The organism is Nonomuraea sp. NPDC049625, from assembly GCF_040675285.1.
Lineage (GTDB): Bacteria > Actinomycetota > Actinomycetes > Streptosporangiales > Streptosporangiaceae > Nonomuraea > Nonomuraea angiospora_A.
This window is the reverse complement of the sequence record NZ_JBFAOQ010000015.1, coordinates 1-25,164: the sequence shown is the minus strand read 5'-3', so window position 1 is coordinate 25,164 and position 25,164 is coordinate 1. Positions and strand designations below refer to the sequence as shown.

27 protein-coding genes are annotated in these 25,164 nt (G+C 69.4%); 10 read left to right on the top strand and 17 right to left on the bottom strand.

What is annotated here, in order from left to right; all coding sequences use genetic code 11:
• The first annotated feature begins 8 nt into the window (after positions 1-8).
• From AB0J87_RS46190 to AB0J87_RS46180, 3 genes are all read left to right on the top strand, one after another.
• Positions 9-779, top strand: coding sequence for an SDR family oxidoreductase (locus AB0J87_RS46190; RefSeq protein ID WP_363977659.1), 771 nt, complete (start codon positions 9-11; stop codon positions 777-779).
• Positions 780-997: 218 nt separating this feature from the next.
• On the top strand, positions 998-1,417 hold the full coding sequence (locus AB0J87_RS46185; RefSeq protein ID WP_363977656.1) for a peptidase inhibitor family I36 protein: 420 nt from the start codon (positions 998-1,000) through the stop codon (positions 1,415-1,417).
• A 128-nt stretch (positions 1,418-1,545) separates the two neighbouring features.
• On the top strand, positions 1,546-2,325 hold the full coding sequence (locus AB0J87_RS46180) for a hypothetical protein (protein WP_363977653.1): 780 nt from the start codon (positions 1,546-1,548) through the stop codon (positions 2,323-2,325).
• Here AB0J87_RS46180 and AB0J87_RS46175 read toward each other — a convergent pair.
• From AB0J87_RS46175 to AB0J87_RS46145, 7 genes are read right to left on the bottom strand one after another with little or no spacing between them, the layout of a single operon-like run.
• Positions 2,284-3,720: a peptidase S10 gene (locus AB0J87_RS46175; RefSeq protein ID WP_363977650.1), complete on the bottom strand. Its 1,437-nt coding sequence runs from the start codon at positions 3,718-3,720 to the stop codon at positions 2,284-2,286. The two genes, AB0J87_RS46180 and AB0J87_RS46175, sit on opposite strands and share 42 nt — an antisense overlap.
• Positions 3,721-3,729: 9 nt before the next feature.
• The gene (locus AB0J87_RS46170) at positions 3,730-4,962 is read right to left on the bottom strand and encodes an enolase C-terminal domain-like protein (RefSeq protein WP_363977647.1); all 1,233 of its coding nucleotides are present in this window, start codon (positions 4,960-4,962) and stop codon (positions 3,730-3,732) included.
• Positions 4,959-7,934 (bottom strand): glycoside hydrolase family 38 C-terminal domain-containing protein, encoded by a 2,976-nt coding sequence (locus AB0J87_RS46165; RefSeq protein ID WP_363977644.1) that lies wholly within the window; start codon positions 7,932-7,934, stop codon positions 4,959-4,961. The genes AB0J87_RS46170 and AB0J87_RS46165 overlap by 4 nt, the downstream gene beginning before the upstream one ends.
• Entirely contained in the window at positions 7,934-8,743 is an 810-nt protein-coding gene (locus tag AB0J87_RS46160) for a carbohydrate ABC transporter permease (protein ID WP_363977641.1), read from the bottom strand. Before AB0J87_RS46160 ends, AB0J87_RS46165 begins: the two co-directional genes overlap by 1 nt.
• On the bottom strand, positions 8,740-9,582 hold the full coding sequence (locus tag AB0J87_RS46155) for a sugar ABC transporter permease (protein ID WP_363977638.1): 843 nt from the start codon (positions 9,580-9,582) through the stop codon (positions 8,740-8,742). The genes AB0J87_RS46160 and AB0J87_RS46155 overlap by 4 nt, the downstream gene beginning before the upstream one ends.
• A complete protein-coding gene (locus AB0J87_RS46150; protein WP_355193515.1) occupies positions 9,582-10,829 on the bottom strand; it encodes an extracellular solute-binding protein in 1,248 nt (415 codons plus the stop codon). Before AB0J87_RS46150 ends, AB0J87_RS46155 begins: the two co-directional genes overlap by 1 nt.
• A 29-nt stretch (positions 10,830-10,858) precedes the next feature.
• On the bottom strand, positions 10,859-11,560 hold the full coding sequence (locus AB0J87_RS46145) for a FadR/GntR family transcriptional regulator (protein ID WP_363977634.1): 702 nt from the start codon (positions 11,558-11,560) through the stop codon (positions 10,859-10,861).
• A gap of 47 nt (positions 11,561-11,607) precedes the next feature.
• Here AB0J87_RS46145 and AB0J87_RS46140 point away from each other — a divergent pair, with 47 nt between their 5' ends.
• Positions 11,608-12,720: an alpha/beta fold hydrolase gene (locus AB0J87_RS46140; protein WP_363977631.1), complete on the top strand. Its 1,113-nt coding sequence runs from the start codon at positions 11,608-11,610 to the stop codon at positions 12,718-12,720.
• On the opposite strand, the gene AB0J87_RS46135 is transcribed toward AB0J87_RS46140, so the two are convergent.
• From AB0J87_RS46135 to AB0J87_RS46105, 7 genes are all read right to left on the bottom strand, one after another.
• On the bottom strand, positions 12,695-13,219 hold the full coding sequence (locus AB0J87_RS46135) for a DUF305 domain-containing protein (protein WP_363977628.1): 525 nt from the start codon (positions 13,217-13,219) through the stop codon (positions 12,695-12,697). The genes AB0J87_RS46140 and AB0J87_RS46135 overlap by 26 nt on opposite strands.
• Before the next feature lie 37 nt (positions 13,220-13,256).
• Positions 13,257-13,817 (bottom strand): dihydrofolate reductase family protein, encoded by a 561-nt coding sequence (locus AB0J87_RS46130; protein WP_363977625.1) that lies wholly within the window; start codon positions 13,815-13,817, stop codon positions 13,257-13,259.
• 29 nt (positions 13,818-13,846) lie between these two features.
• Positions 13,847-14,794, bottom strand: coding sequence for a phosphotransferase (locus tag AB0J87_RS46125; protein WP_363977622.1), 948 nt, complete (start codon positions 14,792-14,794; stop codon positions 13,847-13,849).
• Positions 14,795-14,825: 31 nt separating this feature from the next.
• Complete coding sequence (locus AB0J87_RS46120) at positions 14,826-15,992, bottom strand: hypothetical protein (protein ID WP_363977619.1); 1,167 nt, start codon at positions 15,990-15,992, stop codon at positions 14,826-14,828.
• Positions 15,993-16,006: 14 nt separating this feature from the next.
• A complete protein-coding gene (locus AB0J87_RS46115) occupies positions 16,007-16,633 on the bottom strand; it encodes a class I SAM-dependent methyltransferase (protein WP_363977617.1) in 627 nt (208 codons plus the stop codon).
• A gap of 155 nt (positions 16,634-16,788) precedes the next feature.
• A complete protein-coding gene (locus AB0J87_RS46110) occupies positions 16,789-17,415 on the bottom strand; it encodes a response regulator transcription factor (RefSeq protein ID WP_363977614.1) in 627 nt (208 codons plus the stop codon).
• Between the two features lie 205 nt (positions 17,416-17,620).
• Positions 17,621-18,721 carry a histidine kinase gene (locus tag AB0J87_RS46105; RefSeq protein WP_363977611.1) on the bottom strand — a complete coding sequence of 367 codons (1,101 nt, stop codon included), beginning with the start codon at positions 18,719-18,721 and terminating at the stop codon, positions 17,621-17,623.
• A 373-nt stretch (positions 18,722-19,094) separates the two neighbouring features.
• Between AB0J87_RS46105 and AB0J87_RS46100 the strand changes: the two genes are divergently transcribed.
• Both AB0J87_RS46100 and AB0J87_RS46095 read left to right on the top strand, forming a co-directional pair.
• Positions 19,095-20,084: a hypothetical protein gene (locus tag AB0J87_RS46100; RefSeq protein ID WP_363977608.1), complete on the top strand. Its 990-nt coding sequence runs from the start codon at positions 19,095-19,097 to the stop codon at positions 20,082-20,084.
• Positions 20,085-20,216: 132 nt separating this feature from the next.
• The gene (locus tag AB0J87_RS46095) at positions 20,217-20,969 is read left to right on the top strand and encodes a DUF4328 domain-containing protein (protein WP_363977605.1); all 753 of its coding nucleotides are present in this window, start codon (positions 20,217-20,219) and stop codon (positions 20,967-20,969) included.
• 395 nt (positions 20,970-21,364) lie between these two features.
• On the opposite strand, the gene AB0J87_RS46090 is transcribed toward AB0J87_RS46095, so the two are convergent.
• Entirely contained in the window at positions 21,365-21,823 is a 459-nt protein-coding gene (locus AB0J87_RS46090; RefSeq protein ID WP_363977602.1) for an ArsI/CadI family heavy metal resistance metalloenzyme, read from the bottom strand.
• An 83-nt stretch (positions 21,824-21,906) separates the two neighbouring features.
• Between AB0J87_RS46090 and AB0J87_RS46085 the strand changes: the two genes are divergently transcribed.
• Genes AB0J87_RS46085 through AB0J87_RS46075 form a run of 3 tightly spaced genes read left to right on the top strand, consistent with a single transcriptional unit; the run spans position 21,907 to position 23,456 of the window.
• Positions 21,907-22,290, top strand: a complete 384-nt coding sequence (locus tag AB0J87_RS46085) for a metalloregulator ArsR/SmtB family transcription factor (RefSeq protein WP_363977599.1) — start codon at positions 21,907-21,909, stop codon at positions 22,288-22,290.
• On the top strand, positions 22,287-23,009 hold the full coding sequence (locus AB0J87_RS46080; protein ID WP_363977596.1) for an MIP/aquaporin family protein: 723 nt from the start codon (positions 22,287-22,289) through the stop codon (positions 23,007-23,009). The genes AB0J87_RS46085 and AB0J87_RS46080 overlap by 4 nt, the downstream gene beginning before the upstream one ends.
• 9 nt (positions 23,010-23,018) lie before the next feature.
• Positions 23,019-23,456, top strand: a complete 438-nt coding sequence (locus AB0J87_RS46075; RefSeq protein WP_363977593.1) for an arsenate reductase ArsC — start codon at positions 23,019-23,021, stop codon at positions 23,454-23,456.
• Here AB0J87_RS46075 and AB0J87_RS46070 read toward each other — a convergent pair.
• Positions 23,449-23,625 carry a hypothetical protein gene (locus AB0J87_RS46070; protein ID WP_363978462.1) on the bottom strand — a complete coding sequence of 59 codons (177 nt, stop codon included), beginning with the start codon at positions 23,623-23,625 and terminating at the stop codon, positions 23,449-23,451. The genes AB0J87_RS46075 and AB0J87_RS46070 overlap by 8 nt on opposite strands.
• On the opposite strand from AB0J87_RS46070, the gene AB0J87_RS46065 reads away from it, so the two are divergent.
• The gene (locus AB0J87_RS46065) at positions 23,542-23,994 is read left to right on the top strand and encodes a GNAT family N-acetyltransferase (protein WP_363978439.1); all 453 of its coding nucleotides are present in this window, start codon (positions 23,542-23,544) and stop codon (positions 23,992-23,994) included. The genes AB0J87_RS46070 and AB0J87_RS46065 overlap by 84 nt on opposite strands.
• Before the next feature lie 404 nt (positions 23,995-24,398).
• Here the strand turns inward: AB0J87_RS46065 and AB0J87_RS46060 are convergent, their stop codons facing one another.
• Positions 24,399-24,929, bottom strand: coding sequence for a hypothetical protein (locus AB0J87_RS46060; RefSeq protein WP_363977590.1), 531 nt, complete (start codon positions 24,927-24,929; stop codon positions 24,399-24,401).
• Positions 24,930-25,164 lie beyond the last annotated feature (235 nt).

Sequence of the window (25,164 nt, the reverse complement as noted above, 5' to 3'; positions counted from 1 at the left end):
GAGGGCGCATGAGTGAGTTCAGCGGGAAAGTGGCGCTGGTCACGGGTGGTTCGATGGGCATCGGGCGGGCCGTGGTGGACCGGCTGGCCGACGGCGGGGCGTCCGTGGTGTTCTGCGGGGTCGACAAGGACGCGGCGCTCGACACCGAGAGCGTCACCGGCGTGGTCGCCGACGTGCGCCGGGCCGGCGACATGCGCGACCTGGTGGACCTGGCCGTGACCAGGTACGGCGGGCTCGACGTCGTCGTCACCTGCGCGGGCGTGCAGCGCTACGGCACGGTCGAGGACACCCCGGAGGAGGTCTGGGACGAGGTGCTCGACATCAACCTCAAGGGCGTCTACCTCACCTGCAAGGCGGCCGTCCCCAAGCTGAGGGCCCGCGGCGGCGGCTCGATCGTGATCATGTCGTCGGTGCAGGCGTTCTCCTCGCAGGCGCAGGTGGCCGCCTACACCGCGAGCAAGGCCGCGCTCAACGGCCTGACCAGGGCCATGGCGCTCGACCACGCCGCCGACGGCATCCGGGTAAACGTGGTCTGCCCGGGCTCGGTGGACACCCCGATGCTGCGCTGGGCGGCGGACCTGTGGCGGGGCGACCTGTCGCAGGAGGAGCAGGTCGCGCAATGGGGCCGCTCCCACCCGCTGGGCCGGGTGGGCCGCCCTGAGGAGGTGGCCGAGCTGGTGGCGTTCCTGGCGGGGCCGCGCTCGTCGTTCATCACCGGGGCCGAGCACCGGGTGGACGGCGGCCTGCTCGCGCAGAATCCGGCCGCCCTTCCCGAATAGCCCACAGGTTCCCCTGGGGGCCTACCAAAGCTGGCAAGTGTTGTGTCAACGCGAGGAACTTGCAGGTCGTACCACTGATACCAGTGGTCCTCGGCGTGCCGGGCACGCGACCCGATCCACGGGCGCGCAGCCCTTGATCGTGCGGCGAGTCATAGCGACTCGTGATCGATCTTGCACGTTAGGTTACGAGGTCGAAACGACTCACCGAGGAGAGACCTGTGAGGCTATCGAGAAAGGCCGCCGGCATCGTCGCCGCGGCCGCGCTGTTGACCGCGGTCGTGCCGGCCACCGCAGCGGTGGCCAGCCCCCGCTCGACCTGCTACGGCGGTCGAGTCTGCCTGTACGCCAGCTTCGACTACAACCGCGGTCAGGTCGACCACTGGCGTGACTTCATCGAGGACGACTCGGACTTCGCCGACAACAACTGGCTGAACTGGGACTTCAGCAACTCCTGGGAGACCATGGACAACGAGACCAGCTCTGTCAGGAACCGCATCGGCTGCAGCGCCACCCTCTGGCAGCACCCGGGGTACACGGGAGCCCACAGCACGTTCATGCACAACTCGAACGACGGCTTCCTGGCGAACAACGCCATCGGCAACAACCGCGCCAGCGCGCTCGACATCTGGTGCCGCTGAGCAGTAACGGGAGTGCCGGTTTCCGGGCTTGGCCGCCGGAAACCGGCTGTCGCGGACTCCTCGCGGGCGCACTGCTGCTGACCACGGTCACGGCCTGCGCCGCCGACGAGCCCGCGCCGCGAGCGCCGGTGAAAGGCGTCTCCTCGGTGTCGGAGCTGGTGCTGCCGTTCGACGCCTACAAGACCACTCCCGAGCAGCGGGCCGTCCTGGGCAACGCCCACAACCAACTCGTCGTGCAGTGCATGCGCAAGCAGGGCATCACGATCGACCCACCCGCGGAGGACGCCGCCGCCCTCGCCGCGGTGGACCCCGGCAACTCCCGCCGTTACGGCGTGGCCGACATCGAGGCGGCCAGGACCTACGGCTATCACCTCGCCCGGCCGCCCTCGCCCGACACCACGGGCGCCTGGGCCGGCAAGCTCCCCAAACCCGCCCGGCACCGCCTGTACGGCACCGCCGCCGACCGCGGCTGCCTGGACCGGGCCACGCTCACCCTGGACAAGGGCTCGACGAAGGCCGACTGGCCGTGGCTGGCCCTCCAGGACTCGCTCACGCTGGAGCAGGCCGCCAAGGATCCGTCCGTGACGGCGGCCGCCAAGCGCTGGGAGACGTGCATGGGCCAGGCGGGCGAGTCCTACCCGGCTCCCGAGGCCGCCATCGCCGACAGCCGCTGGGACCTGGACAAGCCTGCCGTCAGCGAGGACGAGAAGCAGACCGCGACCGCCGACACGACCTGCAAGTGGTCGTCGGGCCTGGTGGCGGCCTGGTTCACGGCCGACGCGGAGCTCCAGCGGGCGGTCGTCCGGGACAACCCCGACCGCTTCGCCGCGCTCCGCGACAACCTCAAACAGCGCCTGGCCCGGGCCTCAGCCCTGCTGACCGAGCACGAAGGCGGCCAGGTCGGCTGACTGCCGGAGCCTGCTCGGCTCGTGGACGTACATCATGTGGCCGGCCTCGTAGTACCTGAACTCGACGTTGGCGGCCAGCTCCGCGGGCACGGGCAGGTGCGCGAACGCGTGCTCGGCGGCGTAGTACGGCGTCGCGCCGTCGTGGTAGCCGCAGGCCACGTGCACGCGCAGGTGCGGGTTGGCCCGCATCGCGTCGGCCAGCTTGTCGACCACCGCGACGTGGGCGCCCTCGAACTCCTTGAACGACCACGGGTGCACCCGCGACGTGAGCACCTCGTACGGCAGGTCGTTGGCGTAGCCCAGCTCGGCGCGCAGGTAGTGGTTGAGCGCGGCGCTGTAGGGGCCCATGATCGCGTTCATGCTGGGGTCGGCGGAGAAGTGCTCGCGCCCCGAGTCGGGGTCCCAGCCGGTGAACCGGCCGTCGAGGCGGCCGACCACCTGGCGGCGCGAGCGCAGCACCTCGGTGAAGAACCTGATGTGCTCGATCCGCAGGTCCACGCGGTCGACGTAGTCCTCGCTCAGCCCGGTCAGCGCGGCGACCGTGGAGACGGCGGCCGAGCGCTCCTCGCCGGTGAGGCGGTTGCCGCGGGCCAGCGCCCACGGGTAGTCGCGCTCGGCGTACGCCTCGGCCTCGCGCAGCACGTCGGGCAGCGGCCGGTCACCGTGCAACCCGTGATAGTGCGCAATAGCGGCATAAGTCGGCAAGTAGAGGGCGTAGGACAGGTCGTTGCCCTGGTTGAAATCCCCGGTGATGAAGTCGAGCACCGAGGAGATCAGCATCACGCCGTTGAGGTACATGCCATACCGCGACTGCAGATGGTCCGCCAGCCCGGCCGCCCTGACCGTCCCGTACGACTCCCCCGCCAGGAACTTCGGCGACATCCACCGCCCGTTCCTGGTGGTCCACAACCGGATGATCTCCCCGACGGACTCGATGTCGCCGGTGAAGCCGTGGTACGGCTCCGGCTTCTCACCCTCGGCCGCCCGCGAGTAGCCCGTCGAGACCGGGTCGATGAAGACCAGGTCGCTCACGCTCAGCAGGCTCTCCTCGTTGTCGGCCAGCCCGTAAGGGGGAGGCAGGAGCGCGCCCGCGTCCCCCATCACGACCCGGCGCGGCCCGAGCACGCCCAGGTGCAGCCACACGCTCGACGATCCCGGGCCGCCGTTGAACGCGAACGTGACCGGCCTGCTCAGCGGCTCGGCCCCGTCGAGCGTGTACGAGGTGACGAACATCTCGGCCTTGGGCCGCAGGCCCCCGAACTTGCCGTCGTCGATCACCTCCTCGCGCAGCACCATGGTGCCGGTGGTGGCGGTGTACGCCTGCCCGGACGGCAGCGTGTGCGAGGTGGTGACGAGATTGTCAGCCGGCGGGGCCGGCTGGGTTTCTTCCGACATGTCGCCCAATTATGGAGCTATATCGAGGGACACGGTGGGGTCGGCGAACCGTTCGTTCGGCACAGTGGCGTACCAGCCGGGCCGCCCGGGGTCCCGGTCGTACGGATAGCCGCCCGTCTCCCGGTAGAACTCGGCGTACTGAGCGACCCGCTCGGGATCCAGGCGCACCCCCAGCCCGGGGCCGGACGGCACCGCGATGGCGCCCTCCGAGTACGCCAGCTTCCCGCCCTCGATCACGTCGTCCCTGAGCTGGTGGTAGTGCGCGTCGGCGGCGTAGGTGAGGTTCGGCAGCACGGCGCCGAGGTGCAGCATGGTCGCCAGCTGGATGCCCAGCTCGCCCGAGGAGTGCACGGCCACCCCGAGCTGGAACGTCTCGCACACCCCCGCCGCCTTCACGCACGGCCTGATGCCGCCCCAGAACGTCGTGTCCAGCAGCACCACGTCGGCGGCCCTGCGCATGACGTTGGAGGCGAGCTGCTCGAAGTTGACGACGACGGTGTTCGTCGCCAGCGGCACCCTGACCTGCTCGCGGATGGCCCTGAGCCCTTCGAGCCCCCAGACGGGGTCCTCCAGGTAGTCGTTGTTCAGCCCCTCGATGGCCCGGCCGAAGCGCAGCCCCTCGGCCACCGACAGCACGGCGTTCGGGTCGTACCTGAGCCGGTCGCCGGGGAACGCCTCGGCCAGCGCCCGGTAGCACTCCAGCTCGTGGTCCGGCGGGAACACGCCGCCCTTGAGCTTGTGCACGGTGAACCCGTGGTCGGCCTTGAGCTGCTTGGTGTGCTCGACGAGCTGGTCGGGCGTGCGGATCTCGCCGTACCCCTTGGCCGCGTACCGGAAGAACAGGTACGAGGCGAACGGCACGGCGTCGCGGATCCGCCCGCCGAGCAGGTCGTGCGCGGGCACGTCCAGGTGCTGCCCGATGAGGTCGATGCAGGCGAACTCGATGGCCGCCAGGAGCTGCGTCCTGTTGTTGTAGAGCGAGGCCGTCGGGTTGGCGATCTTGAAGCGCAGCGCCTCCAGCTGGAAGGGATCATGGTCCTTCAGGTACGGCACGAGCGCCCGGAACGCCGCTTCCGCGCTCTCGCCCCCGCCGCCCATCTCGCCGAGCCCGACCAGCCCGTTGTCGGCCTCGACCTCGACGATCGTGCGCACGAACCGGCCCCAGTGGGCGCCGTTGCTGTGCCGCAGCGGCGCCTCCAGCGGGACCGCGACCGTCGTGGCCCTGATGTCAACGATCTTCACGAACACGTCCCCCAAACAACGGCCACCCCGCACGCGGGCAGCCGTACCTTGACCGTCTCGTCCACGACATCGAGCCCGCGGGCCGAGCGCAGGCCCGGCAGGCCGACCGTCACCTCGACCGGCTCGGCGGCCAGCGACTGCAGCCGCACCACGCGCTCCTCACCCGTCCGACCGAGGGACGTGACGAGCACGTCGGGGTGGTCGACGGACACGTAGGTCTCGGTGACGTCGGGGCTGTCGGTGACGAGCGCGCCGACGAACGGCTCGGTCAGCCCCGAGGCCACCGCCGCGCCGAGCCGCCTGCCCTGTGCCCCGGCTTCCGAGGTCACGGCGTAGCGGAACGTGGTCTCGCCCTGCTGCTGGGCCGGGAAGTTCGTGTCCCAGATGTTGTTGAGCGCCCACGAATAGACCGTGCCGTCCTCCTGGTCGAGGGTCGGCGGGAACGGCGCGTACGGCATGTGGATGGTGCCGAGCTGCACCAGCGGCGCTTCCAGCGTGGCCCAGGCGACGGTCAGCTCAGGGTCCTCGAAAGCGATCCAGTGCCTGATCGGCAGCATGTACTCGGCCGAGCCGGGCACGCGCGGCACGTCAGGACCGCCGATGCCGCCGGTCAGCTCCCAGGCGGTGGCCGGCCCGGTGGCGAACGGGAAGGCCAGGAAGACGGCCTCCTTGGCCGGGGTGCCCTGCTTGGCGAGCTGGTAGGTCAGGTCGACCCTGGGCACGCCGGCGTGCAGCTCGATCGTCGTGCGGATCCAGTCGACGCCCTTGCCATGCAGCTCGACGACCAGCTTCTCGCCGACGGCCGTGCGCTGGACCTTGGTGATCGTGGCGCCCTTGCCGATGGCCCGGTCGCCGAGGAGCGTGCGGTCGTGCGCTCCGACGTGTCCCGACAAATGGTTGAAATGCGGGGCGGTGGCGTACTGGTCGTAGACGTACTGGCCGAAACCGGCCGCCGCGTCACCGTTGACCAGCTCGCGGCCGGCCCGCTTGTCGAAGATCGAGCCGACGTAGCCCTCGCGGACGTCGTAGGCCACCCGGTAGAACTCGTTCTCGATCACCCCGCTCGGGTCCAGCTCGACCGGCTCGGGGGCCTGGTTCACGCCGGGCACGACGTCGAGGCGGGCGTAGCTGTAGCCGGGCACGCCGGGGACGACCGCGTGGACGTGCCGCCCGATGGGCCGGGTCGGCCAGTCGTCCGGGTGCACCAGCTCCTCGTGGTGCGGGAGCGTCTCGCCGGTCCGCGAGTCCACCAGCGCGATCGGCACGTCCACGCCCACCACGTCCCTCGGCAGGAACGCGCGGACCACGTCGGTCCGCGTCCAGGTGCCGGGGTTGAAGACGGCGAACGAGGCCAGCGCGCCACCCTCGGTGCCCGCCTCCGACAGCGCGGCGCCGAACCTGCGGACCGCGGCGTGCAGCAGGTCGGCCGCGTCGTCCTGGGCGTCGTAGGCGCCGGACGACTTGCGCGTCCACTGCAGGCCGCCCGAGTCGCCCGCCTCCTCGGCGTCCTCCCACGGGTTGGCCGCGCCCCAGGTGTGCTCGTTGAACAGGGCGACCTTGTCGTAGGCCGCGTCCACCTGCTCGGTCGCGTCCACCCCGGCCAGCGTGTGCAGCGTCTCGGCGACCCGCAGGGCCGACTGTGCCCGGCGCACGTAGCCGAGCGGGCGCGCGCCCGAGCCGAGCCCGTCGGCCCACCAGTCGGTCCAGTCGCCCTCGTGCACGGCCAGCCGGTCGTGGTAGCGTTCCTCGACGTGCTCGAAGAAGTCGCTGTTCACGGCCGAGCGCAGGCGCGGGTAGGCCCATTCCTCGTTCCACCGGCGCGCGATCGACGCGGGCACGATCGACGGGCCCGCGTTGTCGGCGTGCGCTCCCTGCACGCGCAGGTGCAGCACGTCCAGCTCGTACGGCTCCTTCGGCGCGTCCGGCCCCTGCCAGCCGAACGTCCCCGGCCCGTACGGGTAGCCGCGCGTGGCCAGCGCCGACAGGTAACGCGGCAGCAGGTCGTCGGCCAGCTCGTAGGAGTCGGTCAGCCCGACCGTGTTGCCCTCCATGTACGCCATGCCGTGCGGCGTGTCCGTGAACCAGACGATGATCTCGTTGCCGCTCGGCGCCCGCCAGCGGAACGGCCTGGTCAGCTTGTCGCCGCCGTGCAGGTAGGGCACGGAGCGACCGGCCCAGTTGTGCGCCGCGGCCAGGTAACGCACGCCGTGCGAGTGCAGCGCGTCCACCAGGCCGACGACCGCACCCGGCACGTCGGTGTGCATGGCGGACTTGGTGGCGAAGCCGTACTTCTGCTCCAGCTGGGTGGTGAAACGGAGCTGGCGGTGCAGCTCCTCGGTCGAGCACGCCTCCGTGTGGAGCTGGAACGGCAGCGCGGTCACCTCGATCACGCCCTCGCGGGCCTTCTGCGCGAAGGACTCCACCATCTCGGCGGGCCGCGCGGCCAGCCACTTCAGCGCCGGCATCGACGACTCGACCGACCAGCGGAACTTCGCGTCGTCCGGCCAGGACGCGGTCTCCTCGGCCAGCCGCAGCGCCGCGTCCAGGTAGTCGAGGTGGTGGCGGAGCACGGTGCCCTGCGGGTCGGTGTAGCCGATGTCCAGGTGCGAGTGGTGGACGACGAACACGCTCCACTTGCGCTGCGGGGTCACCGTGACCTGCGCGGTGCCGACCACCCCCGCGTCGTCGCGGCACTCCAGCGTGAACGCGCGCGGCGCGTCCACCTCGGGCACCAGCAGTGTCACGTCGCTGCCCGACGCGCTGTCCACGCCCACCAGCACGTGGGTCAGCGGCTCGGTGCTCGACACCCTGACCGCCTGCCGGCCGTCATGGGTGAACAGCGGCAGCACCGCGACCCGAACCTCCAGCCCGCGCACGCTGATCACCGGTGTCGAGGTGTCGTCGCGCAGCGCCTGCCTGATCCCGTCATAGTCGGGACTGCCCAGGCTCCGCTGGAGCAACCGGCTCGTCATCAAACACTCCCTAGAGACAGGCCCCTGGCGAAGAGGCGCTGGGTGGCGAGGAACAGCACGACGGTCGGCAGCGAGACCACAAGGCCCGCGGCCAGGCCGACGGGCACGGGCGTCCCGGCGTACACGTCGGTCATGAGGCCGGCGATGGCGGTCATCACCGGCCGCACGTCCTCGGTCTGGGACAGGGTCAGACCGAAGATGAGGTCGTTCCAGACGAAGGTGAACTCCAGGATGAACACCGCCGTCAGCGCGCTGAGCGAGATCGGCAGGTAGATGCCCCAGAAGATGCGCCAGGTGGAGGCGCCGTCCATCCTGGCCGCTTCGAAGATCGAGAACGCTACGCCAGTGTAGAAGTTGCGCAGCACGAAGGCGGCGAGCGGCACGCTGATCGCCGTGTAGATGAGGATCATGCCGAGGCGGCTGTCGTACAGGCCGGCGTCGCTGTAGCCGACGAACAGCGGCACCAGCAGCATCTGCGAGGGGAAGACCGTGCCGCCGAAGATCAGGATGAACCAGAAGAACCCGTGCCGGAGCCGCAGCACCACGATCGTGTACCCGGCCAGCGCCCCGATGAGCACGCCGAGCAGCGGCGAGACGACGGCGTAGAGCGCGGTGCTGGCCAGGCTCTGCGTCAGGTTGGCGCTGTCGAGCGCCCGCGCGAAGTTCTCGAACAGCGCGAAGTCGGACGAGGGCGCCCACGCCCGGCCCGGATCGTACGAGGCGGCCGGGCGCGAGGCGTTCACGAGCAGCAGGTACGTCGGCCCGAGCCAGACCAGCCCGAGCACGACCAGGACGGCTCGCCGGATCACTGGGACACCTGCCGCTTGAGATAGAGGTAGGACGCCAGCCCCGTGACGACGGTCAGCATCACCGCCACGGCCGAGCCGTAACCGTAGTCGCTGGCCACGAACGTCTCCTTGTACATGGTCACCGCCAGCGTCTCCGAGTTGCGCCCCGGCCCGCCCTGCGTCAGCACCCACACGATGTCGAACGTCTTCAGGCTCGCCACCAGCGCGAGCCCGACCACGACCGCCGTCAGCGGCCTCATGAGCGGCCAGATGACGTACCTGAACAGCCGCCACCCGCCGGCCCCGTCGAGCCGGGCGGCCTCGATCGGCTCCTTCGGGATCGACTGCAGCCCCACCACGAACAGCAGCATGTTGACGCCGAGCTGCTGCCACGTCCAGACCAGCAGCATCGCCAGCGTGTTGACCGGCGCGTCCTGCAGGAACGCGGTGTCCACGCCGAGCAGCTTGTTGGCGATGCCGTCGTGCGACAGGATCGGGCTCCACACCATGGCCAGGCCGGCGCCGCTCAGCGCGTACGGCAGCAGGAACGGCACCCGGAACCACACGCCGCCCTTGATGTCGTACGACAGCACCGCGACCAGCAGGCCGAGCCCGACGGGCAGCACCATGGTGCCGATGACCCAGAGCAGCGTGTTGCGGATCGAGGTGAGCAGGGCGGGGTCGTCGAGCAGCTTGCCGAAGTTGTGCGCGCCGATCCACTGGGCCGGCTCCAGGCCGTCATAGCGGGTGAAGCTGAGGTAGGCCGTCCACAGGAACGGCGCGTAGAGCAGCCCCGCGACCAGCAGGACCGCGGGCGCCACATAGCCGAACCCGAACCGCCCGAGTATAGGTGCGCGCATCACTGATGCGTGCTCCAGTACTCATCAGCGGCCTTCTGGATGGTCTCCAGGACCTCCTTGTAGCTGCCGGGCTCCGTCACGAACTTGCCGAACCCGTCCAGCGCGGCCGTCAGGACCGGCGGCGGCGTGGCCTCGAAGTACCGGTTGACCAGGCGGTACTGGCCGCTGCCCGCATCCTTCGTGACGGTGCCGAGCGCCTTGTCCGAGATGCTCACCTTGGGGTTGGCGCTCACGTCTCCCCTGCTGCTCGCCCACTTCTCCTGCGCCTCCGACGTGGTCCACCACTTGAGGTACTTCTGGTTGGCGGCGGGGTCGGCGCCCTTGGTCAGCGAGCAGAGCGGACCGCTCTCGAAGATCATCGAGGTCTTGGGCAGCGAGGGGTTGACGTTGGGGATGACGAAGAAGTCGTAGTCCTCGCCGGCCTTCATGTTGCGCTGGGTCATGCTGGTGTTGAACCAGGTGCCGAAGGAGACCATCGCCGCCTTGCCGTTCTTCAGCACGTCACCCGGGTCCGTTTTGTCGCCAGGGTTGATGAAATATCCGGCGTCGATGAGGGACTTCCACTTCTCCATCACCTGGACCACGCCCGGGTCGGTGTACTTGGCCTTGCCGGTGGACAGGCGGTCGTACAGGTCGGGGTCGGAGCCGGCCATGAGCTGCTCGAACCAGACGAAGGAGAACAGCACGCTGGTGTGGTAGAAGGCCTTGACGCCGTTCTTCTTCAGCGTGTCGGCCACCTTGACCAGGTCGTCCCACGTCTTCGGCGCGGTGAGCCCGTACTTGTCGAAGATCTTTTTGTTGTAGAACATGCCCCAGTACGCAACGTTCATCGGCACGCAGTACTGCTTGCCGTCGATCGTGTAGTACGGCGCGAGGTCCTTCGACAGGTCGCCGGCCTGGATCGCCTGCTGCCAGATGTCCGTGGTGTCGGCCACCTGCTTCTGCTTGACGATCTCTTCGAGCATCCCCCCGGTCTGCCAGGTGAACAGGTCAGGCTTGACGTTCGTGCGGAACGACGCCTTGATGAACGCCTGGTATTGGGCCGAGTCCGTGTATCCCGTCGGCTTCATGCCCAGGCCGATGCTCTGCTTGGACAGGGCGCCCATCTGGTCGAAGTACTTCGTCCAGGCGCCCTTGTCGTTGTACAGGGTCAGCTCGCTCTTCTTCTGCGTCTCGGCGCCGTTTCCGCCGCAGGCGGTCAGGACGAGCGCCGCCACGCCGAGCGTGACCACACGTGACCGGAACATGGACCGGCCTCCTTGTTTCTTCAGGGGTCTTACGTCAGGGGTGATTGCAACCTGTGCTCTATAACCGTCTTGACGTCCACCAGGTGGGCCCGCATGCGCTCCTCGGCCTGCGCCGCGTCGCGTGCTTCGATGGCCTCCAGGATCGCCAGGTGCTCGTCGTAGTCGCGGCGCCGGTCGTCGAAGATCTGCAGGATCTCCTGCTGCTCGGGTCCGTGGACGGTGAGCAGCGAGTCGACGACCTCGTGCAGCACGCTGTTGCCGGCCAGCCGGGCCGTCGCCCGGTGGAAGGACATGTTCGCGTCGTGCAGGAGGGCGTCGTGGCCGCGCAGGTGCCTGCCCGCCTCTTCGAGCACCCGCTTGAGCGGGGCCAGCTCCTCGGAGTCCGCGTTGTGCGCGGCCATCGCGGCGAGCGGCGGCTCGATCACGATCCGCGCGCCGAGCAGCTCCAGGAGCTGGGCGGCGTGCATCTCGCGCATGTTGGGGTTGGGCAGGACGACCCGCTCGATGTCGGTTCCGACGTAGATGCCGGAGCCGTGCCGCATCTCGATGGCCCCGGTGGCCTCGAGCCTGCGCAGCGCCTCGCGCAGTGTCGGGGTGGTGACGGCGAAACGCTGGGAGAGCTCCCTGGTCGAGGGCAGCCTGTCGCCCGGCCGGTGCCCTCCCGTACGGATGAGCTCCAGCATGCGCTCGGTCAGAGCGTCGGACAGCGTCGGCCGCGTTACCTCGGACATATCAAGTGATCTAATCACTTATTCGTGTGGCCGTCTATGATTTCGTCATGAGACGTGTGCTGGCGTGGATCGCGGCCGTCCTGGCGGTCCTGGCGCTGGTGGGGCTGGGTGGCGCGGGCTGGTATTACTCCGGGCTGGTGATCGACCCCTCGCACGGGGGATCGTACCCGCTGGAGGTGGTGGCCTTCGACGGCTCGAAGGTCACGCTGAAGGGCGGCTCCGACACCGCGGCGCCCGGCACGTACGGGCTGACCTGGCGCGACGGCAACGCCACGCTGGGACCGGTGGTCTCCGTCGCCGGCTCCACGGTCGTCAGGAAGGTGACCCGCGTGCGGAGGGGCACGCTCGCGCCGGGCGTCCACGCGTACTTCGACCGCTGGATCTGGGGTCACGAGGACCCGCGCTCGGCGCTCGACCTGCCGTACGAGAGGGTGTCGATCCGCGGCGAGTTAGGCGACTTCCCCGCCTGGCGAACCCCCGGCACCTCCAAGACCTGGGTGATCGCCGTGCACGGCCGCAACGCGAACGCCTCCGAGACCCTGCGCTTCCTGCCCGTCCTCCACTCGCTGGGGATCCCGGTGCTGGCGATCAGCTACCGCAACGACGAGGGCGCGCCGGCGAGCGAGGACGGCACGTTCCACCTCGGCGCCACCGAGTGGCGCGAGGTCGCCGCGGCCATCTCCTACGCCCGCGGCCAGGGGGCGACCGGAGTGGTGCTGTACGGGTTCTCGATGGGCGGGGGCATCGCCCCGATGGCGGCCAGGATGTTACCCGGCGAGCCGATCAAGGGCCTGATCCTGGACAGCCCGGTCATGGACTGGAACGCGCCCATCGACCTGGGAGCGCGGCAGCGGGGGGTGCCGGGCTGGCTGGCCTCGGTGGGCAAGTTCGTGGTGGAGCGGCGTACGGGGATCTCGCTCGACGACCTCGACCACGTGCGGCACGGGAAGGAGTTCAGACAGCCGATCCTGCTCTTCGTGGACGACGACGACACCAGCGTGCCCGTCGAGCCCTCGCTGCGGTTCGCGAAGCTCAGGCCGGACCTGGTGACGCTCGTACGCACGAAGGGCGGCGGCCACGTGGGCTCCTGGAACGTCGACCGGGCTCGCTACGAGGGGGCCCTCCGGGACTTCCTCACCGCTTCAGCAGCTTCATCATGATCTCGATCTGCCCCTTGCGCGAGGTCCGCACCTGCCCCGCCCACTGCTGAACGGCCGGGTTGGCCCCGCCCGCCACCTCGGCGGCGGCCAGCTGCACGGCGTCGTCCTGATGCGCGATGAGCAGGTTGAGCAGGTCGTGCTCGAAGCTCTTGGACTTCCGCAGCGCCTGGATCCGCTTGACGTCGGTCTCGGGCATGCCTCCGTGGTGATCGTGCGCACCGCTCGGGGGCGTGAGCGGCTGGTCCCAGGAGTGCAGCCAGCGCAGCATCCGCTCGACCTCACTCTGCTGCGTGCCGGCGATGGCCGCGACCAGCGTCCTGAGCTCCGGCGTGGTGGCACGCTCCGCCCCCACCTTGGCGATCTCGATGCCCTGCCGGTGGTGCGGCACCATCATCTGCACGAACATCACGTCCTCGGCGTTGACCGGGGCCTCCTGGGTCCGGGCCGGGCCGCAGGCCGTGATCAGCAGCAGAGCCGCTAAGGCGGGCAGCGCGCGCATAATCGATAGGAAACCTTCCTAAGGGTTTCCTGTCAGGCTACGTGACTTCGTAGCGAAGGTAAACGATGCCCGAGGGGAACGCCCGGGTTTCCAGCAGCCGGGTCCTGATGGAGGCGTCGAGGTGGGGGAAGAACGGCTTGCCCGCGCCCAGCACGAGCGGGTGGACGAAGATGCGGAACTCGTCCACCAGCCCGAGCCGCAGCACGCTCCACGCCAGCGTGGCCCCGCCCAGGTCGAGGTCGCCGCCGTCCTGCCGCTTGAGCCTGGTCACCTCCTCCTCGAGGTCGCCGGTGACGAGCGTGCTGTTCCAGCCGACCTGGTCGAGAGTCTTGGAGAAGACGTACTTGGGCATGGCCCGCCAGATCCTGGCGAAGTCGACCTCGAGCGCGTGGGCGTCGGGGCTCTGGTCGGCGGTGGGCCAATAGGCGGACATGTTCTCGTAGAGGCGCCGGCCGTACAGGGATCCGCCCATTTCGCGGGACATGTCGTTGATGAACGCGTGGACCTCTTCGTCGGGCGCGGACCAGCCGATGTCGCCGTTCGGGGACTCCACGTAGCCGTCGAGGGAGATCAGCATCGAGTAGATGATTTTCCGCATGCCCTTAAGACTGCTCCGGCCCGCGGAACTCATCGCCTTCCCGCGAGGAACTCCAGCGCCTCCCCGCTGTGGAACTTCGAGATCCCCAGCATGAACTCCCGGTCCGGGAAATCGCCGTCGAGCAGCCGGAGCGGCCCCGCGGTGAGCGACAGATGCTGGGCCAGCTCGTACAGCCTCATCCGGCCCTCGTCCAGCCCGTCGACGCGCAGCCGTTCGTAGTGCTCGTGGAACCGGATCCGCAGGAAGACGTGCTCCCATTCGACGTCGAAGAACATCGTGCCTTCGATGTCGATCAGCACCGGCGCGTCGTGGTCGTCCACCAGCACGTGGTCGGGCCCGAGCTCCCCGTGGATGAGCCCGTGATCCGCCCGCGGCCGCACGCCCGCGGCCATCTCCCGCAGCGCGCTCTCGAACTCCTCCCGGACCGCGCCGATCCGCCCGACCCGGACGGCCGCCTCGTCCAGGTCCCGCAGCGCGTGCTCCAGCACGACCTCGACCGCGGATCGCCGTCGGATCCCCTCGATCTTCCCCACCCACGGGGCCCGCTCCCGCCCCATGGCCTCAAGGTTCTCCGCCAGCCGATCCATCACGCCGCCCGCCCGCGCCGGGTCGTCGCGCAGCAACGCCTCCAGCGTCCCGCCGCGTACGTCCTCGACCACCACGACGTCGCCCGGCCGGTCCACCAGGTAGACCTCGGGCACCCGCACCCCGAGGCCGCTCAATCGCCCATGGGCGACCTCGAAGAACCGCAGCCCGGACGCATGACCGAACGGGGTCTCCGCGTCGGCGTTCGCCGCGGCGGGCCAGAAGTCCTCCTCCTGGGACCAGACGTAGACGATCGCGCCGGGCCCGTCGTCGTCGAACGAGAGCCGATAAACGCCCTTCTTGCTCCCGCCCTTGAGCCGCTTGACCCCTGCCGGCCGGCGCCCCTTCCCGAAGGCCGCACGCGCGATCTCGGCGAACCGCTGACCATCCATCACATGCCCTTCATCGCTGTGCCGTGGATCCTCAAGCGCCCAGACTCCACACCCGGATGGTCTTGTCGAGGCCGCTCGAAATGGCGACAGGGGTGCCGTCGGTGCGTTTCCCGATCGCCAGCGCGAATGTCGCGCGAGTGTGTCCGGTGAAAGGTCCGCCGATGCGATCTCCCGTGTCCAGGTCCCACACCGACAGGCTCCCGTCGCCATCGCCGGAAACGATGACCGGGGAGCCGTCGCCTTGCTGCCCGACCGCGACCTCCATGGTGGTTTCGCTCCGGGCGGTGATGGATTCGCCGATGGGCTTGCCGGTGTCCAGGTTCCAGATCCGGATAGAGCTCTTGGGGGTGCTGCCTTCCTCGGCGGGGCCTGGCGGGATTTCACTGGTGACGGCCACCGGAGTGCCGTCGCCGCGCTTGCCTACGGCGAGCCCTTCCACCAGGCAGGTGCCACATCGGCTGAGAGATTTGCTGAGGGGCTTGCCCGTGTTCATGTTCCAGATGCGCGCCCTGCCGTTGGTCGCGCCCGTGACGAACACAGGGGTGCCGTCGCTGCGATTACCGGTCACCAGCTGGGTGACCGTGAACGCGAAGGGGTTGACGGACGGCTTGCCGATGAGTTTTCCCGTGTCCAGGTTCCAGATTTCGACGTCCCTGGTCAGGGCGTCACCGCTGGAGATGATGACCGGGGTGCCATCGCTGCGCCTGCCGGTCGTCACCGCCCAGACAAGCCCGTTCCGAGCCTTGAGGGGCTTGCCGATCGGCTTGCCGGTGTCCAGGTTCCAGATCCGTATGTCATCGGCGGCACCGGAGACGATGACCGGGGTCCCGTCGCTGCGTTTGCCGACGGCGACATCGTAGATCTCACCCTTGTGGCCCTTGAGGGGCTTGCCGAGGGCCTTTCCGGTGTCCAAGTCCCAGATCCGCACGGTCTTGTCGTAGCCGGCGGAGACGATGACCGGAGTGCCGTCGCTGCGCTTGCCCACCGCCACCGCCTCCACCTGGGCTGTGTGCCCTTTGAGGGGCTTGCCGACGGGCGTGCCGAGGGGAGGGACATCGGCCCGCGACGAGGCCACGGCAGCCGTACTGACCTGCTCGCCGGACGCGAAGTCGCTTCCCGCTGCCGGATCAGACAATCCGACGATCATCAACGCGCCCATGGCGATCGCTCTGGCCGACACCCTGCGGATTCCCCTCATGTTCCTAAAGCTGATCATCCAGATCGCCGCAACGTCAGCGACTGGAACCGGAGTTTGTCAGATCCCACGACGTGGAAATCCACCACCTCGAAAGTCTTTCGTGCGTACTCCTGGAGCTGCTCATCGCTGCGGAAAGAGAAGAACCGAGGAGGATGGTGATCGTCCCCTTCGAAGGGACCCTCACCCGTCACGCTGCCTCCGCCATACACGCCGAGAAAGAAGAGGCCACCGGGCCGCATGAGCGTGTGGATCGTATCCAGTACCGCTGGAAGGTCGCTGTTGGGCACATGCAGCAAGCAGTTCAGCGCGTACACCGCGTCGAACGAACACGGTGCGAAATCGAGGCTCAGAAAGTCCATGACATGCGCTTCAATGCCCTTCTCCCGGCAGAGAGCCACCATGGCAGGCGACAGATCGACGGCCACGACTTCCAGGCCGTTTTCCTGGAAGTACGCGCTGTCCTGGCCCGTTCCGGCGCCGACCTCCAGCAGTCGCCCGCGACGGTCGCCCTGCAGACGGCTCAGGAACGCCTCCCGCTCCGCCAGCTTCCACGGGGCTTTGCCGCTGACCTCACGTCGCTCGGCGCCATCGTCGTATGCCGTTCGGAGGGGGCCGATCACGTCGTCGTAGCGCGCGCTCATCGCGCCATGATGCCCTACGAAGGATCTTCGACGACAGGCACCCGTTGGCCTGGAGCCGCCTTGGGGACGGCAAGACCTGCGACCGCCAGGGATGCGGCTCAGCGCGGCTTCGCCGGACGGCGGCACGAGGCCGGAGCGAGCCAGCCGGCGCTGTCCTACGAGGCGTCGTGGACGACCAGGGCCAGCTGAACGCGGTTGTCCAAGCCTGCCTTGGTGAGGATGCGGGAGATGTAGCCCTTGACCGTGCCCACGCTCATGTGCAGCTCGCCGGCGATGACGGCGTTGGTCTTGCCCTGCCCGACCGCGAGCGCCACCTCCCGTTCGCGCTCGCTGAGTGCCGACAATACCCGCCGGGCGTCGGCCCGCCGCCGGTTGTCCTCCTCGGGCACCAGGTGGGCGATCAACCGCCGGGTGACGCTCGGCGACAGGCTGGGCTCGCCGGCGGCGACGCGCCGGATCGCCTCGACGATCCCCTCGGGCGGCGTGTCCTTCAGCAGGAACCCGCTGGCTCCCGCGCGCAGCGCCCGGAACACGTGCTCGTCGGCGTCGAACGTGGTCAGGATGATGACCTCCGGCGCGTCCTGGCGGGCGCGCAGCCTGCGGGTCGCGTCGATGCCGTCGACGCCGGCCATCCGGATGTCCATCAGCACCACGTCGGGAGAGTACTCGCCGACCGCGGCCTGGACCTGCGCACCGTCGGCCACCGCGCCCACCACCTGGAGGGCGGGCGCGCCCTTGAGCATCAACGTCAGCCCGGTACGGACGAGCGCGTCGTCGTCCACGATGAGCACCCGGATCGCGGCGGACGCACCCCCACCTCCGCCAAGGGACGCACTCGCAACCTCACCCCCGGCCGCACTCGCAGACCCACCCCCGGACGGACCCGCACCCCCGGACGGACCCGCAGACCCGGACGGACCCGCAGACCCACCCCCGGCCGCACCCGCAGCTCCGCTCACGGGCGGATCCGTGGACCCGCTCACCGGCTCACTCATGGGGCCGCTCACGTGGCCATGGTAGCCGCGCCGCCAGCCGGAACCCGCCGCCTTCGGTACGTCCCCGCTCCAGGCGCCCGCCCGCCAGCGAGACCCGTTCCTCCAGCCCGGCCAGCCCGGCCCCGCCCCCGGTCGTGGCCAGCTCCGCCGCCTCCCGCCCGGCGGCCGGCGGGTTGCGCACCTCGACCGTCAGCTCCCCACCGGCCGCGCCGGAGACCACGACGGTGACGGGCCGGCCGGGCGCGTGCTTGCGCGCGTTGGTCAGCCCCTCCTGCACGACGCGGTACGCCGTGCGCCGCGTCGTCTCCGGCAGGTCGGCGAAGCGTACGTCGTGCTCGTACAGCTCGATGCGCATCCCGGCCCGCCGCGACTCCTCCACCAGCGGCGCGAGCCCGGTCAGCGGGAGCTCGGCCGACGGGCTCTCGCGCAGCACGGAGATGACCGCGCGCAGCTCCTGCAGGGCCTGGTGGGCGCTGGTCCGGATCACCCCGGCCGCCTCGGCGACCTCGTCCGGCCTGGCGCCGGCATTGAACTCCAGCGCCCCGGCGTGCACCGCCAGCAGCGACAGCCGGTGGGCGAGAACGTCGTGCATCTCGCGGGCGATGCCGAGGCGTTCGGCGCGGCGGGCCTCCTCCGCGCGCAGCCGCTGGTCGGCCTCGGCGCGGCGGGCCCGTTCCGCCAGTGACGCCAGCAGCTCCCGCCGGGTCCTGGCCAGGATGCCCCAGCCGGTGATCGCCCCGCCGAACAGCACGCCGACCAGCGCCCACACCGGATACGGCGCCAGCCCCGGCGGCCGCCAGGCGAACCTGACCAGCGTCGCCGCCACCCACGCCACCCCCACCGCGACGGCCGCGGGCGGTCGCCGGTAAAGCGCCGCGACGAGCGTGGCGATCCCCGCGGCCACCGACGCGGCCGCGGCCGGGATGGACAACGCGATGACGACCAGCGAGGCCGCCATTGGCCACCGCCGGCACAACCACAGCCCCACGCACGCCAGAGCCCCGCCGGCCACGTCGGCCCACAGATACCAGCCGGGCATCCCCGGGACCAGATCACCCCAGACCACCGCCCCGGCCCCGGCCACGGCGAGCACGATGCCACCGGCCCCGACCGCCCAGTCACGCCGCGACCGCCCCGCCCTCGGCCGCCCACCCGCCCCCGATCCCCAGCCACTCCCGCCCTGGCCACCACTCCCGGCTGCGCGATCCCGTCCCGAGCGGTCATCGCCTGCGGCTTCTCCATGCCTCCAGGGTTCGCCGTCGCGGCGGCCCCCGTCCTGGCCCTGTGCTTGTGCTGCGAACACAACCGCAGATCGTATCCACCAGCCTTACACCTGGTAAGCAACCAAGGTCACCATCACCGCCCCGCCATGGCAACCAAAGTCACCACCCGGAAGCGACCGAAGAGGCCAAGGACCGGCCTGGCGGCAGCAGCGCCCCGCGCCCGCCGCGGGAGACCGTAGGCGCATGGTCACCTCACGAGCACGCGGCCGGTGGGCCGCGCTCCTGCTGGCCGGGCTCACCCCGGTCGTCGCCGAGCTCACGCTCGGCAATCCGCCCCTCCGCCAGGCGTGGCTGCTGCTGCTGTGGGTGCCGATCTACGGCGCCGGCACCGTACTGATCCGCGAGCTGGTACGCCGTACCGGCCGGGGCTGGCTCGCCATCCTGCTGCTCGGGGCGGCGTACGGGATCGTGGAGGAAGGGCTGGCGCTGCAGGCGCTCACCAGCCCGACCATCTACGGCGTGGCCGACTGGGCGCCCAGGATCCTCGGCCTCAACAGCGCCTACACCGAGCTGAACATCCCCTACCACGCGGTCTTCAGCGTGGCGCTGCCGATCCTGTTGGTGGATCTCATCGTCCCGGATCTTCGCCATCGTCCCTATCTGGGGCGGACCGGGCTGGTCGTGGCGGGGGTGGTGTTCGTGCTGGGCGCCCTGCTGCTGCGGTGGACGACGGCCTTCATCGACCCCGGCTACCAGGCGCCGCCGGCGGTACTGGCGGCGTTCGTGCTGGCGATCGCGGTACTCGCGGTGCTCGCGCTGCGGTTCGTCCCCCGCCCGACGGACGTGCCGGCCGCCGCGCCCCGGACGCTTCCCGCGCCGCCGGTCGTCGCGTGCCTGGCCGGGGTGATGGCGTTCGGATATCTCGCGCTCCTGTTCCCCTTCGGCGGCGCCCAGCACCCGGCCTTCACCCAAGGCGGCTGGGTGGCGGTCCCGATGCTGGCTGCGGCGCTCCTGGCGGTGGTGGCAGCGGTACTGCTGCGCCGATGGACGGCACACGGCGGATGGCGCGACCGGCACAGCCTGGCGCTGGCCGGCGGGGCGCTCGTGGCGCACACCGTGTTCGGGGTGATCGCCAACGGCGAGAACACCGCCGACCGCCTGTCGCTGGCCGCGCTCGGACTCGTCATGACCATCCTGCTGGCCCTCCTTAGTCGGATCAATCGCCCTGCTTGACCAACCCAGACCGTGGCCGGGTACGTGTGCGCGGTGGCGCGGTTGTGTCAGCGTGGGAGCGCCGCAGGTTGATCACGAGAGGATCCCGGATGGGGGATCCGATCCTCTTCCAGATCTTGGGGATACATACTGGTGCACACCTCGATCCCCCCTTCCGAAGGCCTCCAGGTGATGCAGCTCTCTCAAGGGCGATTGCGCCCGGTCGGTGGCGTCGCGCTCTTCGCCATCGCGGCCGTGGTGTCCGATTCCCTCGTCGGGGCCGCCACAGTGGGGATCAACCTCTGGTACGCGTCGCTCGTGGATCGTATGAGCAGTGATTTCGAATCCGTCTCCGAGGCGGCGATGCGAACGGGGGAACTGCTCCTCCAAGGGTCCGGGGTCGCGCGATTCTTCATCTTCCTCGTGGCCGTGGCCGGGTTCCTGGCCTGGTTGTTCCGCGTCAGAACCAACGCCGTGAGCCTCTCGCTGAACGGTCACCGGCACAGCAGGGCCTGGGTGATCGCCGGGTGGGTGATGCCGATCAGCTGGTTCTGGATTCCCAAGCAGATCGTGGACGACATCTGGCGCGCCTCCACGCCCCCAGGCTCTGCCAAGGGGCTGATCAACGCCTGGTGGGCGGCCTGGCTTGCCGCCTGGGTGATGACGAAGGCGACCTGGGGCCTGCTCAACTTCTCCATCAACCTGGAGGGAATCGCCTTCGCCCTGCGCTTGGAGGTGGTCGGCCTCGGGCTGATGCTGATCGCGGCCGTTCTGGCGATCGGCGTCATCCGCAAGATCACCTCGGCCCAGGAGACGCTCCGCTCAACGCCTCCAGCCAACCCCGCTGCCGGCTCGGGTGCGCCTCCGGCACCCGGCGGCGCACCCGAGCCGGCCGCGGCGTCATAGGGCTTCGCGCCAGTACGGCGTCTCCGGGTCACGTCCACGGACGCGGTACGTGAACCGAGGATCTCCCGGCGGCCGTCGGCGTTGATGATGCGGCCGCCCTTGCGCACCTTCTGGGTCAGCACGTCCAGCCAGACGAAGGTGTCCTTGCTGCTGGGTAACCCCAATGCGAGTTACGCCGAGACGGTTGGCCTGAGCGCTCGCCCTCTCGAAGCGACCGAGGACGTCCATGATCGAACGCCTTCGTTGTCAGCCACTTCGTCACCCGGTCGGGTCGGCAAGACCTTCGAGCGCCAGGCACAAGGATGCAGCTCAGCGCGTTCTCAGAAGAGCGCGCCTGCAGGGATGGCCCGCAAGCCTGCACGCATGGGCCACAGCGAGCGAAGAGAAGCCCGTGGTCAGCAACAGTTGGCCGAGGCGCTGACCGGCTCGGTGGCCTGCTCGCCGGCCGGGGTGCAGCAGGCCGAATCGGTTTCCTTGGTCAGCATGCCGGCGTCGCCCTTGACCACGTACACCTCCCATGGCTCGGCGCCAGGACCGTGTACCCAGACCTTGTCCTGGAGGGCGTAGCAGCAAGAGGTGTCGTTCTCCTCGAAGGTGGCCAACCCGGCGTCCTTGAGCCGCTGGGTGGCGGCGTTGACCTGGGCGGTGTCCTCGACCTCGACGCCGAGGTGGTCCATGCGGGTCGGCTCGCCCTCCTCCCCCTCGATGAGCACCAGCTTGAGCGGGGGTTCGGCGATGGCGAAGTTGGCGTAGCCGGGGCGGCGCTTGGCCGGTTCGGTGCCGAACAGCTTGGAATAGAACGTGATCGAGCTCTCCAGATCGGCGACACGGAGGGCGAGCTGGACACGAGACATGACGATCTCCCATCGTTGCTTCGACGGATGTCTAAGTAGTGTTGAGTTTGCGCCGCTGCTTAGGAATCTGTCAAATTAGAGATATGTCGAAACAGGAGCTGCCGGTGCTCGCCTCCGAGTGCTGCACACCGTTGATCGCCGAGCCGATCGCTGAGGACGAGGCCGCGGAGATGGCTCGCGTGTTCAAGGCGCTCGGCGACCCGATCCGGTTGCGGCTGCTGTCCCTGATCGGCGCGCAGGAGAACGGCCGGCGGATCGGCGACGGGGTGTGCGTGTGCGAGTTGACCGGCGCCTTCGAGGTCACCGCGCCGACGATCTCGCATCATCTCAAAGTGCTGCGTGAGGCCGGCCTGATCGACAGCCAGCGGCGCGGCACCTGGGTCTACTACTGGATCATCCCGGCCTCACTGAAGCGCCTGACCAGTGTTCTGGCCCTGCCCGAGACGCTTGCCGCGGACGCGCGGTGAACCTGGCACGCCGGTCGCTTGCCGAGTTCGCCGGCACCGCCGCCCTGGTGGCCGTGGTGGTCGGCTCCGGCATCATGGCAACCGATCTTTCGCGTGACGTCGGCGTACAACTGCTGGCCAACAGCCTGGCCACGGCGGCAGGTCTGGCGGTGCTCATCCTGATCCTCGGACCCGTGTCCGGCGCGCACTTCAATCCGGTCGTCTCCGTGGCGGCCTGGGTACTCACCCGACGCGACGCTGCCCCGGCGATGCGCGGACGGGAAGTAGCGGCCTACCTGCCCGCCCAGGTCACTGGAGCCGTCGCGGGGGCAGTCCTGGCGAACGCCATGTTCGCGCTCCCGGCCGTTCAGATCTCGGCTCATGACCGGTCGGCCCCTCACCTGCTGCTGGGTGAGGTGGTGGCCACCGCGGGGCTCATCGTGGTCGTCTTCGCGTTGGCCCGGCAAGGCCGCGCCGCGCTCGCCCCGGTCACGGTCGGCGGCTACATCGGCGCCGCCTACTGGTTCACCAGCAGTACGAGCTTCGCCAACCCTGCTGTCACCCTGGGCCGGGCCTTCACCGACACCTTCGCTGGGATCGCCCCTGCTTCGGTGCCCGCTTTCATCGTCGCCCAGTTGGCCGGAGCCGCGCTCGGCGGCCTGCTGCTGGTCGCGCTCTACCCGAACAGCCCGCAGCCCGCTGCGGAGCCCGTCCCCGGCTCCGCCTACCAGCCTCGATAGGAGGAACCCGTGCCGGACCAGATCGACGCGCCGCCGCAGGTGTTGTTCGTGTGCGTGCACAACGCGGGCCGCTCCCAGATGGCCGCCGCCTTCCTGACCCACCTGGCCGGCGATCGGGTACGCGTGCGTTCGGCCGGTTCCGCGCCCGCCGATCAGGTGAACCCGGCCGTGATGGAGGCGATGGCAGAGCGTGGCATCGACATCTCCGCCGAGATTCCCAAAGTGCTCACCGTCGATGCCGTCCAGGCCAGCGACGTCGTGATCACCATGGGTTGCGGCGACGCCTGCCCGATCTTTCCCGGCAAGCGCTACGAGGACTGGGTGCTGGACGACCCGGCCGGCCAGGGCGTCGAAGCCGTACGCCCGATCCGCGACGCGATCGAGGCCCGCGTACGTGCGCTGATCTCCGACCTCACCTCCACTACCGCGGACACGGCGATCAGGTGAGCGTGGACGGGACGGCCCATGGCCGCTCGTCGAGTCCATGCGTGCCGCTCATGCCGATCAGGTTCTGGCCGTCTACCAGCTCGGCATCGACGAAGGCCAGGCCACCTTCGAGACCACCACCCCGACCTGGGCCCAGTTCGAAACGTCCAAGCTGCCCGACCATCGCCACGTCGCCCTCGCCACCCTCGACGGCCCGCCTGATCGGCTACTCGGCTGGATCGCCGCATCGGCCGTTTCGGCCCGCAGCGCCTACGCCGGGGTGGTCAAGCATTCGGTCCACGTGCACCCCGGTGCCCGCCGCCGTGGCGTCGGCCTGGCGCTGCTGCGGGCACTGTTCGCCTCCACGGCCCGCGGGCATCTGGACGATCCAGTCCGGCATCTTCCCCAAAGACGCCGCCAGCCTGACCCTGCACGCTCGCGCCGGGTTCCGGGTGATCGGCGTCCGCGAACGCATCGGCCGCCACCACGGGATCTGGCGCCAAGGCCCGCGAGTGGTTCGACAGCGGCTATTTCGGAGACAGTAACGTCAACAACCTAAGCCGCTCCATCCTGGAGTTCGCCATCGCGCTCGGCGAGGAGCGCTACTTCTTCGATGCCATGGACAAACAGCGACGCAGCGCACTCGCCGCCGCAACAGCCCGCGTCACCGCGCCGCTGATCGGTCTTTAGGCTCCGGACGACGGCTGAACTTTCGGCCAGCACCCTGGTCATCTCCACCGCCGCGGGGACGGGCATCGACGGCTACGGCGAGGGACGGCGGCCCGGCCGCCAACGCCAAGCTGCACAGCCCTGAGGGTGGCATTGGTAGGCAGGGCGCGGTCTGGCCCACCAGCCTGAGAACGCTGGATAAGCACAGGTGAGGGGCGTATCCGTTGGATCCTGCGCCATTACTACCGGGACCCCTAGAAGCTCACGTAGGTGGGCACCCCGGCGATTGCCTGTCTAGTCGCTGTCCTGGGCGATGAACTCGGCGTAACCGTCCGCGTCCCAATTGAAATCGGACTTGGGCTTGTGGTCATGGATCTCCATCTCAAACAGCCAGCCCTCGCCGTAGGGGTCCCTGATGAGTAGCTCCGGAGTGTTGGCGAGCTCGGTGTTGACGGCGACGACTTTCGCCTCGACTGGTGCGCAGAAATCGCTCCAATCCTCGTCAGGAGCAGCATCCCCGTCCTCCCAATCCTCGTCAGAATCCCCCTCCTGACTCCAACTGACCCGACCGAAGTAGTCACCCAACTCGACGTAGCTACCTACCTCAGGCAACTGCACCCGCAGCCCTCTGTCGGGGATCTGACCTATGAAGAAGGTGGTGAAGCCGACCCTCACCCGGTCGCCAGGCGTGTCCAGCTTCCTGTTGCGCTTGAACCACTCCCCGTTGCCCCACATGTGCAGCTCGCCGGCGTACAGGCGATCCTGGGGATACTCGCTCACTTCTTCCTCCCGTAGAAAGGCAAACCGAACTCTTCTGATCTTCACCGGCGGCGGACATAGTGTCGAGGCCCCCGGACGGAGCGGTGCTGGACGACCGCCTTGGCGACCCTGTAGCAGAAGTAGGTCGCCCACCCGCATAACATCCGGGTCAGACTCGTGATCGCTCGCCTGGCGGGCCGTCCCTTGAGCAATAGTCAAGACCTGTGGATCGTGAGTTCCTAGGCGGCTGTGGGGACGGGCGAGTCTGCGGGACGTTCGACGAGCTTGCCGTCGATGAAGG

Excerpts from the sequence above, each read along its gene's own strand:
- AB0J87_RS46190 (WP_363977659.1), top strand. The coding sequence starts at position 9 with ATGAGTGAGTTCAGCGGGAAAGTGGCGCTGGTCACGGGTGGTTCGATG.
- AB0J87_RS46175 (WP_363977650.1), bottom strand. The coding sequence starts at position 3,720 with ATGTCGGAAGAAACCCAGCCGGCCCCGCCGGCTGACAATCTCGTCACC.
- AB0J87_RS46165 (WP_363977644.1), bottom strand. The coding sequence starts at position 7,934 with ATGACGAGCCGGTTGCTCCAGCGGAGCCTGGGCAGTCCCGACTATGAC.
- AB0J87_RS46155 (WP_363977638.1), bottom strand. The coding sequence starts at position 9,582 with ATGCGCGCACCTATACTCGGGCGGTTCGGGTTCGGCTATGTGGCGCCC.
- AB0J87_RS46150 (WP_355193515.1), bottom strand. The coding sequence starts at position 10,829 with ATGTTCCGGTCACGTGTGGTCACGCTCGGCGTGGCGGCGCTCGTCCTG.
- AB0J87_RS46145 (WP_363977634.1), bottom strand. The coding sequence starts at position 11,560 with ATGTCCGAGGTAACGCGGCCGACGCTGTCCGACGCTCTGACCGAGCGC.
- AB0J87_RS46140 (WP_363977631.1), top strand. The coding sequence starts at position 11,608 with ATGAGACGTGTGCTGGCGTGGATCGCGGCCGTCCTGGCGGTCCTGGCG.
- AB0J87_RS46135 (WP_363977628.1), bottom strand. The coding sequence starts at position 13,219 with ATGCGCGCGCTGCCCGCCTTAGCGGCTCTGCTGCTGATCACGGCCTGC.
- AB0J87_RS46130 (WP_363977625.1), bottom strand. The coding sequence starts at position 13,817 with ATGCGGAAAATCATCTACTCGATGCTGATCTCCCTCGACGGCTACGTG.
- AB0J87_RS46125 (WP_363977622.1), bottom strand. The coding sequence starts at position 14,794 with ATGGATGGTCAGCGGTTCGCCGAGATCGCGCGTGCGGCCTTCGGGAAG.
- AB0J87_RS46120 (WP_363977619.1), bottom strand. The coding sequence starts at position 15,992 with ATGAGGGGAATCCGCAGGGTGTCGGCCAGAGCGATCGCCATGGGCGCG.
- AB0J87_RS46115 (WP_363977617.1), bottom strand. The coding sequence starts at position 16,633 with ATGAGCGCGCGCTACGACGACGTGATCGGCCCCCTCCGAACGGCATAC.
- AB0J87_RS46100 (WP_363977608.1), top strand. The coding sequence starts at position 19,095 with ATGGTCACCTCACGAGCACGCGGCCGGTGGGCCGCGCTCCTGCTGGCC.
- AB0J87_RS46090 (WP_363977602.1), bottom strand. The coding sequence starts at position 21,823 with ATGTCTCGTGTCCAGCTCGCCCTCCGTGTCGCCGATCTGGAGAGCTCG.
- AB0J87_RS46085 (WP_363977599.1), top strand. The coding sequence starts at position 21,907 with ATGTCGAAACAGGAGCTGCCGGTGCTCGCCTCCGAGTGCTGCACACCG.